This is a genomic window from Algibacter lectus, from assembly GCF_900112395.1.
GTDB lineage: Bacteria > Bacteroidota > Bacteroidia > Flavobacteriales > Flavobacteriaceae > Algibacter > Algibacter lectus.
On the sequence record NZ_FOLN01000010.1, the window covers coordinates 47,861 to 59,211 of the forward strand.

Annotated in this window: 11 protein-coding genes; 5 read left to right on the forward strand and 6 right to left on the reverse strand. The window is 32.6% G+C overall.

Going from position 1 to position 11,351, the window contains the following annotated elements:
- Positions 1-177: 177 nt before the first annotated feature.
- Genes BM246_RS15710 through BM246_RS15730 form a run of 5 tightly spaced genes read left to right on the forward strand, consistent with a single transcriptional unit; the run spans position 178 to position 3,660 of the window.
- Positions 178-615, forward strand: a complete 438-nt coding sequence (locus BM246_RS15710) for a GNAT family N-acetyltransferase (RefSeq protein WP_042501076.1) — start codon at positions 178-180, stop codon at positions 613-615.
- A 26-nt stretch (positions 616-641) separates the two neighbouring features.
- Complete coding sequence (locus tag BM246_RS15715; RefSeq protein WP_042501061.1) at positions 642-833, forward strand: hypothetical protein; 192 nt, start codon at positions 642-644, stop codon at positions 831-833.
- Between the two features lie 35 nt (positions 834-868).
- On the forward strand, positions 869-1,675 hold the full coding sequence (gene proC, locus BM246_RS15720) for a pyrroline-5-carboxylate reductase (protein ID WP_042501064.1): 807 nt from the start codon (positions 869-871) through the stop codon (positions 1,673-1,675).
- 1 nt (position 1,676) lies between these two features.
- The gene (gene proB / locus BM246_RS15725; RefSeq protein ID WP_042502920.1) at positions 1,677-2,447 is read left to right on the forward strand and encodes a glutamate 5-kinase; all 771 of its coding nucleotides are present in this window, start codon (positions 1,677-1,679) and stop codon (positions 2,445-2,447) included.
- A 13-nt stretch (positions 2,448-2,460) separates the two neighbouring features.
- Positions 2,461-3,660 carry a glutamate-5-semialdehyde dehydrogenase gene (locus tag BM246_RS15730; protein WP_074939186.1) on the forward strand — a complete coding sequence of 400 codons (1,200 nt, stop codon included), beginning with the start codon at positions 2,461-2,463 and terminating at the stop codon, positions 3,658-3,660.
- 97 nt (positions 3,661-3,757) lie between these two features.
- Here BM246_RS15730 and BM246_RS15735 read toward each other — a convergent pair whose 3' ends face one another.
- The 6 genes from BM246_RS15735 to BM246_RS15760 form a co-directional block, all read right to left on the reverse strand.
- Positions 3,758-5,755, reverse strand: a complete 1,998-nt coding sequence (locus BM246_RS15735) for a DUF349 domain-containing protein (protein WP_074939189.1) — start codon at positions 5,753-5,755, stop codon at positions 3,758-3,760.
- 89 nt (positions 5,756-5,844) lie between these two features.
- On the reverse strand, positions 5,845-6,582 hold the full coding sequence (locus tag BM246_RS15740; protein ID WP_042498171.1) for a shikimate dehydrogenase family protein: 738 nt from the start codon (positions 6,580-6,582) through the stop codon (positions 5,845-5,847).
- A gap of 16 nt (positions 6,583-6,598) precedes the next feature.
- Positions 6,599-7,618, reverse strand: a complete 1,020-nt coding sequence (locus BM246_RS15745; protein WP_074939191.1) for a DUF368 domain-containing protein — start codon at positions 7,616-7,618, stop codon at positions 6,599-6,601.
- Positions 7,618-8,538, reverse strand: coding sequence for a polyprenyl-phosphate transporter (locus BM246_RS15750; RefSeq protein WP_074939194.1), 921 nt, complete (start codon positions 8,536-8,538; stop codon positions 7,618-7,620). Before BM246_RS15750 ends, BM246_RS15745 begins: the two co-directional genes overlap by 1 nt.
- Positions 8,539-8,607: 69 nt before the next feature.
- Complete coding sequence (locus BM246_RS15755; protein WP_042498179.1) at positions 8,608-9,999, reverse strand: tetratricopeptide repeat protein; 1,392 nt, start codon at positions 9,997-9,999, stop codon at positions 8,608-8,610.
- Positions 10,000-10,146: 147 nt separating this feature from the next.
- Positions 10,147-11,331, reverse strand: a complete 1,185-nt coding sequence (locus BM246_RS15760; RefSeq protein ID WP_074939196.1) for an aspartate aminotransferase family protein — start codon at positions 11,329-11,331, stop codon at positions 10,147-10,149.
- Between the last annotated feature and the right edge of the window lie 20 nt (positions 11,332-11,351).

Sequence of the window (11,351 nt, forward strand, 5' to 3'; positions counted from 1 at the left end):
TTTAGAAATCAGTCGGATAAATTCATTCCTCCTGCATTCTAGTATTCAGCCAATCTCCTTACTCAATTTTTAAACGTTAATTATTTACTTATTAGTTTATAAGTGAATAGTTTTTTGCGTTTACCTCATTTTTATGTTTACCTAAATTTAGGTATACCCACAAATAATAATCATTTAATGACTATTACGACTTTTGATGCCTTTTCTAGGTTGTCAATCAATGATATATCACGTATTTCCAAGTTTTTGCATGAATATTCTGGTGAGTTTACAGACACCAAAAGTGCCATCCAAAAATCAATTATGTATGCTGCAAAAGAAGTTCCAGGACTTGGCGGTTATGTTTTTATTATGGAAAAGAAACAAGAAATTTTAGGAGCCATAGTTGTTAATAGAACAGGTATGAACGAGTATTTAGCAGAAAACATATTGGTATATATGGCTGTTAAAACCGAGTATAGAGGTAGAGGGATTGCTCAGAAGTTAATAGAACATACCATAAAATATTGTGATGGCGATATCGCTATACACGTAAATAAAGATAACCCAGTTATAGAATTATTCGAAAAACAAGGGTTTAAAGCAAGAAATATAGAAATGCGATTAGTTCGATAATCCATTTTAAAAAACACACACAGAACATGAAGATTATACAAATAAAGAGAAAAACATCTTACGAGAAAATACATAGCGTAAAAATGGGCGAACTTACAAGTAAAGTAACACACATTAGAAAATACTTGTTTGGTTTACCTATAAAAACGCTTCATAAATATCGTGAAACATATTATGGTGAAGTTAAAGATTACAAAGATTGTATTCTTTTTGTTTAACCAAATTTTTAATAATTAATTTAAATATATATTAAATGAAAGTACTGGTAATTGGAGCAGGAAACATGGGGCTTACTTATGCACAAGGCATGTCTAAATCTAGACTGCTTAAAAAGAGAAATATTATGGTTTTGGATAAATCTGAAGAGAAATTGGAGGAGCTCAACCAAATATCACATTTTGATGCATTTAAAGAGCTTGAAGACTGCGTGCCAAAAGCAGATATCATTTTTATTGCAGTAAAACCATACCATGCTGAAGGCGTTTTTAAAGCCATCAACAAATTGGTAAACTCACAACAAATTATTGTCTCTATTATGGCAGGTGTAACAATAGCCTCTATAAAAGAACTAACAGGTTTAGAAAAAGTTGTACGTGCTATGCCTAATTTACCGGCACAAATAGGTAAAGGCTTAACATCTTACGTAACATCACCAGAAATTTCTAGAATAGAAATGCTAACGGTAGAAAGTTTATTGGATACCACAGGTAAATCAATGCGAGTTTCTAACGAAAACTTTATAGATGCCTCTACAGGTATTTCGGGAAGTGGACCAGCTTATGTATTCTATTTTATGCAAAGTATGATGGAAGCGGCTTTACAAATGGGCTTTTCTAAAAACGACTCTACAGTATTGGTAAGTCAAACTTTTACAGGTGCTGTAGAACTTTTTAATCAATCTAATCTATCTCCAAACTCGTGGATGGATCGAGTAGCTTCTAAAGGAGGCACTACACGTGCCGCGCTAGACTCTATGGAAGATAATAATGTTAATGAATTAATTAAAGAAGCCGCTTTTGCTGCATTTAGTCGTGCAGTAGAAATGGGAAAAGAACACTAAAATGTGTAAACAAAGAATAGTGATTAAGGTTGGTACTAATGTAATGACCAACAAAGATAATAGAATTGTAAGACCAGTTTTAAGACGATTGGTAAAACAAATAGCAGAGCTTTACGAGCGTGATATCATGACGATATTAGTCTCTTCTGGTTCTGCCATTGCAGGAAAAGAAGTTTTAGGGAAATCTAAAATTAAAGATAAAACCGTACGGCGCCAAGTATATTCTTCTATTGGGCAACCAAGAATGATGCGTCTTTATTATGATATTTTTCATGATTATGGAATGAAGTGTGCGCAAGTACTACCTACAAAGCGAGATTTTAGCCCAGGAGTACACAGGCAAAATATGATTAACTGTTGTGAAGGTTTACTTTCAGAAGGTGTTATTCCTATTGCTAATGAGGATGATGCCGTATCGGTAACCATGTCTATGTTTTCTGATAATGACGAGCTGGCGAGTTTAATTGCTCAGCTAATTAACGCAGATAAGCTTATTATTCTAACCGATATAGATGGTCTTTATACAGGGCATCCGGAAGCGGAAAGTAGCGATTTAATAAAAAATGTAGATCCGGGGGACGATCTTAATAAATATATTCAGGACAATAATAAAGGTGAAGGAGAAGGCCGTGGTGGTATGGGATCTAAATTAGATTATGCGCAACAAACTGCAGCCAACAACATTCCAACTTTTATTGCTAATGGAAAAAGTGATAACACCATTATCGATATTATAGACGGAAAAGCTGTAGGAACTAAGGTGTCACTTTAAAAAAAGAGAGAAAATGGAATTATTATCAGAAGAAATAAAAAATAGTGTTTTAAAAAGTATGGAGGTTCTTTTAAAGGAACATGAGGATACTTTATTAAATGCAAACAAAAAAGATATAGCGGCTTTTAATCAAGAAGATCAAGCCATGTACGATCGCTTAATTCTTAATAAAGATAAGGTCGATGGTATGATTACCGCAATACAGGTAGTGCGTGAACAAGAGGATCCTGTGAATAAAATAATTAGCAGAAAACAGTTTGATAACGGTTTGGATGTTGTGAATAAAACAGCACCATTTGGAACTATTATGATTATTTATGAATCTAGACCAGATGTAACTGTAGAGGCTACAGTGCTTGCTTTTAAAGCTAATAATAAAATACTGCTTAAAGGAGGTAAAGAAGCCGTACACAGTAACACAGCTATTGTAAAACTTTGGCATATGGCATTAGAAGAGCATAATCTGAGCACCGATTATATTCAAATGTTAACCATGAATAGAGCAGAAACTCAAGCTTTTTTAAGAAACCCTACCGAGCAACTCGATTTAATAGTGCCTAGAGGTGGCGAGCAGCTTATAAAGTTTGTAAAAGAGCATGCTAAGTGTGCTGTTTTAGTGAGCGGACGTGGTAATAACTTTTTATACATTGATGAGGCTGCCGATTGGAAACAAACCATAGAGGTGATTTTAAATGCTAAAACTCAAAAAATTTCGGCATGTAATGCTTTAGATAAAATTTTAGTAAGTAAAAAACTTCCTGATTATGCAGGTAGAATTTTAAATTTAAATGAAATTTTAAAAGACAGTGGTGTAGAGGTTTTAGTTGATGAAGAAACAAAATCTATTTTAAGTGATGAAAAACTTATAACAGATGATTCCATTTGGTATCAAGAATTTCTTGAAATGAAATGTTGTATTGGTACCGTAAATTCGGTTTTTGATGTTATTGAAAAAATAAACGAATACTCTGGTGGACATTCTGCTACAGTCATGACGACTAATACAGATATTGCTAAGAAATTCATGGAACAAGTAGATTGTGCTGTGGTATATCAAAACGCATCAACACGTTTTACCGATGGCGGACAAATAGGTGTAGGAGCAGAGCTTGCTATAAGTACAGATAAATTACACCATCGCGGACCATTAGGGTTAAAGGAGCTTGTTACCAATAAATATTATGTTTTTGGAGACGGCCATGTTCGTGTTTAATATTTTAGTGTTTTAGAAAACACGACATGAAACTAAAAAGGCAGCTTAGAATTTTTCTAAGCTGCCTTTTTTCTATTGTAATAAATAGTGTTACAAATTAATAACGCTCTTTAATTTTTCTTAGTTTTTCTTTTAAAAGAACAAGAGAATCTTTGTGGCCTTTAATGTTGTTGTGCACATCTTTAACTAGCGGATTATCTTCATCTACATTCGTGAAAAACTGTAAATTATTTTCTAACTGATTAATTTGCGCTTTTACTTCATCCATTTTTTTACGAATGAATAAGCGTTCGTTATCTAAATTTCTTGTATCACCATCAGAAGAAGTTAAGCTATCAAGTTTGTTCTCGTACTTAATCATTTCGATTTCTGTTTTATCCATTTTTAAACTAGATAATAAATCGTCAATGGTTTTCTGGAATTTATCTTCAATAAAACGTTTGTCGTTTGGTACACGTCCTAAATCTTTCCAAGTATTAATATGTCCTTTAATGATTTCAACATCTTTGTCTTTATCATCTGTAGGTGTCACAGCTTTAAGAGTTTCTAGTAATTCAGATTTTTTATTGAAAGCATCAACGTGTTCTTGACTTACAGCATTTCTTTTTGCATGCACTTTATCGAAATAGTGATTACAGGCAGCTTTAAATTGTTTCCAAATTTTGTCGCTGTCTTTTCTTGGAACATGACCAATTTTTTTCCAATCGTTCTGAATTTTTTTCATCAAAGGCGTTGTTACCGCAGTATCTTCGCTTTCTTTGTTGTCTTCAGCAATTTTTATTAACTCTAATTTTTTCTGTAAATTAGTGTATTGTTCCTTTTTTAAATCTTTGTAATAAGCGTTTTTGTTTCTGTTAAAAGTTCTAACAGCATCTTTAAACTTAGCCCAAGTATCTTCGTTAACTTTTAAAGGTACTTTTCCGGCATTAAAAAATTGATTTCTTAAATCTTCAATAATTTTAATACGCTTTTGCCATTCACTATGCGAGCCTGCAGGTTGTGCAGCAACAAATTCAATATTAGCAATTATTTCTAATTTAGTTTCTAGGTTTTTATCGTAAACCTTATCAATTTCTTTGTAATAAACTTGGCGTTTATCGTTTATAATTTTTGTTGCAGCTTTAAAACGATCCCAAATTTCTTCACGATGTTCTTTACCAACAGGGCCGAGCTCTTCTTTCCACATTTTGTGTAATTCTTGAAGTTCTCTAAACGATCGCATTACATTATCATCTTGGGCTAACTCTTCAGCGCGCTCAATAATTAATAATTTCTTCTCTAAATTATGTTTAAAATCTAGATCGCGTAAATCTCTGTTAAGGTGTAAAAAATCGTAAAATAACTCCACATGGTGATGGTAGCTATTCCAAGCGTTATTGTATTTATCTCTCGGAATTGGTCCGGTTGTTCTCCAACGTTCTTGTAATTCTTTAAAATGCTTGTAGGTTGTATTTATATTCTCTTCAACATTAATTAAACCTTTAAGTTCTTCAATTATTTCTAGCTTATCGGTTAAGTTTTGCTTTAAGTTTTTTTCTAAACTTTTATAGTGATCGTTAAGCTTATTTCGGTATTCTTTGTAAGCTGCTTTGTAACGTTTTTCAATAGGAGAGGCGTAGTAGAAATCGATTTCATTTCCTCCTTCATTTAAAAATTCTTCCTTTTTCTCTTCAACTAAGGCTTGGTGCTTTGTTTTAAACTCGGCATTAATACCATCTACATGAGATTTTATAGCCTGTACTTTTTGTCCCTGAACAAGTTTTTCTAACTCAATGGCTAAAGCTTCAAGCGACATGCTATCATATTCCTTAACTTCAATGGTGTGCCTATCTTTGTTTCCTTCATCTTCGGCATCTTCTGCGTTAGATTCTTCAATTTCATTTAGAACTTCATCATCTTCACTGTCTCCTTTTACAGGGGCAGGTGTAGCGGCTACAGTATCTTCTGTTTGTACTTCAGTGGTTGGTGTTTCAGAAGTTTGTGAATCATCAGGAGTTACAGCTTCCGGAGCCGTGGTTTCTGGTGTAATAGATTCACTGTTTACAGGATTAGCATGATCTGCGTTTTCTGCGTTAGGGTTATTTAAGTCAGACATTATAAAATGTTTAGGTTCGTAGTTTTTACTATAGACTTTAAAGATACTAACAAGTCTATTATTAACAAAGGCTTAGGCGTGGATATTTTTTATAAATCCCAAATGGCCCACGATTTTTCTGCTTGTAATTTAAGCATATTTAATCCGTTAATAGTTGTGGCACCGTTATCCTTACCTTGTTTTAGGAATTTAGTTTGATCTGGATTGTATATTAAATCGAATAGAATATGTTTATCCGTTATACCGTTGTATGGAATATTTGCGCAAACTTCAATGTTCGGGAATGTCCCTAATGGCGTGCAGTTTACAATCACTTCGTGTTCTGCAACAATGGTTTCTGTTAAATCGTCGTAGGTAAAAGTGACACCTTTAGAGTGTTTTCTAGAAACATATTTATAATCTATTCCTAATTCTTTTAAACTGAAAGCAACCGCTTTACTAGCACCACCTGTACCTAGAATTAAAGCTTTTTTATGATGCGGTTTCACGAAAGGTTTAAGTGTGTTTTTAAAACCATAACAGTCTGTATTATAGCCAACAAGTTTTCCTTTTTTTGTGATTTTTATGGTGTTAACCGCTCCAATAGCTTTCGCTTTTTTATTTATTTTATCAAGAAAAGGCATAACCGCTTCTTTATAAGGAATAGTCACGTTTAAACCCTTTATGTTTTCTGTGTTTTTTATAATTGAGGGAAATAGATCGATGTTTTCTAAATCGAAATTTTCGTAGCTTGTATCTGTTATATTTTCATTTTCAAATTTATTTTTGAAATAATTTCTTGAAAATGAATATGATATATCTTTGCCTAAAAGTCCTAATTTTTTCACTTGATAATTTTTTATATTATTCTTGTATATGTCTTGTTTTTTGTCCGTACCACTCTAAGCCTAAAACAAATGCTATGCCTAGTAATATAAAGCCAATAGCTAAATAAGTATCGGTGTTTAATTCAGGGAAAAAGCGTTGATAGTTGTGAACTACTTTAGAGCCTGTAGAATCGAATAGAAAACCACCATTTTGGTCTAGTTTATAGATTGTTTTTTTCCAAGGCCAAACAACTCCTAAAGAACCTATAATAAACCCTAATATTGATGAGGTGGTAATGCTTTTGTAGCGTTTTAAAATATAGCTTAATAAATGAGAAAAGGTTACTAAACCTGCAATTGAGCCTAAAGTAAACACAGCGAGCACTTGTAGCATTCTTAAACGTTCTGGATTGTTGGTAAAACCGAAATCATTTCTAATTATTTCTGAAAAAGTATCGTAAAGAGCGTTTACAGAATCGACTAAAAGGAGTACATAGTTACCAAGTAAAATGAGAATAAATGAACCTGAAAACCCAGGTAAGGTCATGCCTGAAACACTTATAATGCCACAGAAAAATACAAACCAAAGATTATCGTTTTCCTTAGCAGGATTTAAAAAGCTAATACCAACACCTAGTAAAATACCAATAGCTAGTGATAGATAGGTTTGATAATTACGGTCTTTAAAATCTTTATTTATATAGTAAATTGAGCCTATAATCATTCCGAAGAAAACACTCCAAACATATAATTCGTATTGTTTGATAAGATAATCTAGAATTTTAGATATACTAAAATAACTAACTATCATACCGAAGAAAAGTAAACTTAAAAATCTACCATTTATATAATTGTAGAAACTTTTAAAGCGCCCATTAATTAGGAGTTTAAAAGCTTTACCGTTTACTTTTTTTAGTGAGTAAATAAACTCTTCGTAAAAACCAGCAACAAAAGCCACAACACCACCAGAAATTCCGGGTACCTTATTGGCAGCACCCATTCCTAATCCTTTTAGGATTAGAAAAATTTTATCGGTAAGTGTTCTGGTACTTTCCATTATTGTTTTTTATTGCCCACTTTTTCAAGAATAAAAATAGTTAAAAATCCTAGAATCATTAAGGTAATGGCAAAAAGTAATTGGTTATTTCCATCGAAAGAAAAAGGTGAAACACTTTCTTGTAAAACGGCAGATTTAATTCCTTCGGAATTGGTGTGCCATGTTAATGTTTTTTTCCAAGGCCAAACTTTGTTTAGGGATCCAAAAATAAAACCTGTAAGCACTGCTAAGGTGATATTATGATAATGTTTGAATAACCATTTTAATAAATGACTAAAACTTAAAAGACCCACAAGAGCTCCTGTAGCAAAAATTAATATTTTCTTGATATCAAAATCATGAAAAGCATCACTTAAAGCTTTGTATGCGCCTAAAATTATTAGAATGAAGGCTCCCGAAATTCCTGGTAAAATCATAGCGCAAATTGCGATAGCTCCGGCGATAAATAGAAACCAAGGATTTTCATTATTAGATGAAGCAGGAAGTGTTGTAATGTAAAAGGCTATAAAGGCACCAACAATTAAACTAATAATTACGGCTAAGTTCCATTTTTGAATTTGTTTTCCAACAAAAAAAATACTTGCCACAATAAGACCAAAAAAGAAAGACCAAATAAGTACAGGGTGATTTTCTAATAAGTATTTTGCTAAACGCATTACAGATACAAAACTGACCATAATACCAGCTAATAGCGCTATTAAAAAATTACCGTTCAGTTGTTGCCAAAAAGGCTTTATACCTTTAGTGAAAAGTGATTTAATTAAATCGGCATTTATATTACTTATGGAATTTATTAATTCTTCGTAAATACCTGAAATGAAGGCAATAGTTCCACCAGAAACACCTGGAACAGCATCGGCAGCTCCCATAGCAAGGCCTTTAAGCGAAATAATTAAATAGTCTTTTAAATGTCTTTGCATCTTTTGATTTTTTACGTAAAAAACCAAAGGTATGTATTTTAATGAAAATGTTTATATAGAATATAAAACTTACTTCGAATTTTGTTTTAGCAAGCTTTGTACTGCAACTTTCTTATAGATTTCAGGGAAAAGTTCTTCAATAATAAAGCTATAATCTTCATTAATATTTAGAGCATTCTTTAAATGAAATGTCCCTTTATCCGTTTCGTGAAGTGCTAAATACAATCCAGCTAAGCGGTACTCTAATTCTGCGCTATCTGAGTAAAACTCTACAGCTTGTTCAAAATTATCAATAGCTGCTTCTGTTTCACCTAATTTAATAAGTAAATCGCCTCGGGTTAACCAAGTGTTTAGCTCGTAATTGCCAAGTTCTAGCGTTTTTTTGTATCCGCGTTCTGCTTCTTCATAAAAATTTAAACGCTCGTTTATTTGCGCATAAAGCTTCCAATACATCACGTTTTCTGAGTCTATATTGATAGCTTTATTTATAAAATAGAGAGCACGCTGATAGTTTTTTCGTTTATTATAAAACTTAGTAATAGCTATCCATCCTTTATCTAATAAAGGATCTTCGTGTACAGTTCTATCATAATATTGGAGGGCTAAATCGTCCTTTTTTAATTTTTCGTAGCAGTTACCAATATGTAATAGAGCAAATGAGGTAGGGTCGTCTAGTTTTAAAGTGATTGAGTAATTTTCGATGGCGTCTTCATAGCGCCCTAATTTCTCTAATACTTTGCCACGTTCGATGTAAGCTCCAATAAAGGTATCGTCGGAGATAATTGCAAAATCAAACGCTGCTAATGCTTTTTTTAGTTTTTTTAGTGCAAAATATTGAATACCTAATTGGTGCCATGCGACTTCGCAATATGGATTTTTATCTAAAAAGGTGTTTAAATAAGTGATAGCCTCTTCATTTTGATTTAAATATTCGAAGCAATATATAATATTGTAAAGTGATGAATAGTCTTCAATATCACTTTCTAAGCATTTCATGAAATTGATTTTTGCCTCTTCAAATTTATCCAAAAACAAGTATTCCATTCCTATTAACGAGTATAGGTCAACTACATCGTCAGCTAATTTTAGAGCTTGTTTTAAGACTTCTATTGCTTTTTCGTGATTATCTTTTTTAGAAAAAATATTGGCTTTTTGAATGTATATTTCTTCGTTTTGAGGATCTAGGCTGTAAAGTCGATCTAATAAAAGGTCTGCTTCTTCAAGCTTATCTTCAAAAACAAAGACTTCAACTCTGAATAATTTTAAATTAATGGATGTAGGGTGCTGATCCAAACCTAGTTTAATCGCTTTTTTTGCTAAAGCAATTTTTCCTAAGTTAAGATAATGATGAATGATATTTTCAAACTCTTCTGAATCGAAAAATAAAACATGATTTGTTTTAAGCATCGACTCAAATTTAGTTAGAGGTAAGCTATTATTGTGGTCGTGACCATACTCCATAAGCACTTTTGTGTGTTTTCTACTTTATTAAAGTTAGTATTCTATTTTTGGTTTACACCAAAACCGACGAAAATGTTTTTAACAAAGTAATGAACATTTTTGTTTTTTATTTGAGTTTTAAAATATAATACTTTGTATGTTAAGCTTTTAAGTGTTTTTTATTTCATCTAAAATATTGAGAATTTTAGAGCAACCTTCCTTTATTTCATCATTAGAAATTGTTAATGGTGGGGTGATTCTAACGGCTTTTGGCTCAAAAAGTAGCCAAAATAGTATTAATCCGGCATCTTGACATTTTAAAATAAGTGCATTTGTTATACCTGCAGAAGGTGTTATTATGGCTAACATTAAACCTCTACCACGAATTTCTTTTATTAAAGGGTGAACTAATAGTTTTCTAAAGAGTTGTTCTTTTTTAAGGGTCTGTTCTATCAAGTTACTTTTTGTAATTTCAGTTAGAGTTGCTAATGCAGAAGCTGCAATTACGGGATGGCCTCCAAAAGTAGTAATATGACCAAGTTTGGGGTTATCTTGTAAAAGATTCATTAATTCAAGAGATGCTGTAAATGCACCAATAGGCATACCGCCTCCAAGTCCTTTGCCAGTAACTAAAATATCAGGAATACAATTGTAATGTTCAAACCCAAAAAGCTTACCTGTTCTTCCAATACCTGGTTGAATTTCATCTAAAATTAAAAGAGCTCCAACGGCATCACATTGTTTTCTTACTTTTTCTAAGTAATTGTTTTGTGGTTCTATAAAGCCGGCTCCACCTTGTATGGTTTCTAAAATAACACAAGCAGTCTTTGTTGTTATTTTAGAGAGATCATCCTCGTTATTAAATTCTATAAATTTAACATCAGGAAGTAATGGCCTAAAGGCTTGTTTTCTATCTTCATACCCCATTACGCTCAAAGCTCCCATGGTGTTACCGTGGTATGCGTGATTTGCTGCTATCATTTCACTTCTCCCAGTAGCACGTTTTGCTAACTTTAGTGCGCCTTCTATAGCTTCAGTTCCTGAATTAGTTAAATATGTGGATTGTAATGATGTTGGTAAATGTTTTGCTAAAAGTTTGGTGAGCTCTACTGCTGGTTTTTGTATGTATTCGCCATAAACCATAACATGTGAATATTGATCGAGTTGGTTTTTTATGGCAGAATTAACTTTAGTGTGTTGATGACCCAATGGACATGCTGAAACTCCGGCTACAAAATCGAGATAAGCTTTATTGTTTGTATCATAAATATATGAACCTTTAGCATGGGAAATTTCCATAGCTAATGGGTGAGGAGAGGTTTGGGCTTGGTGGGAGAGAAAGTCTGGTTTCATTATCAATAATAAGAACTAAA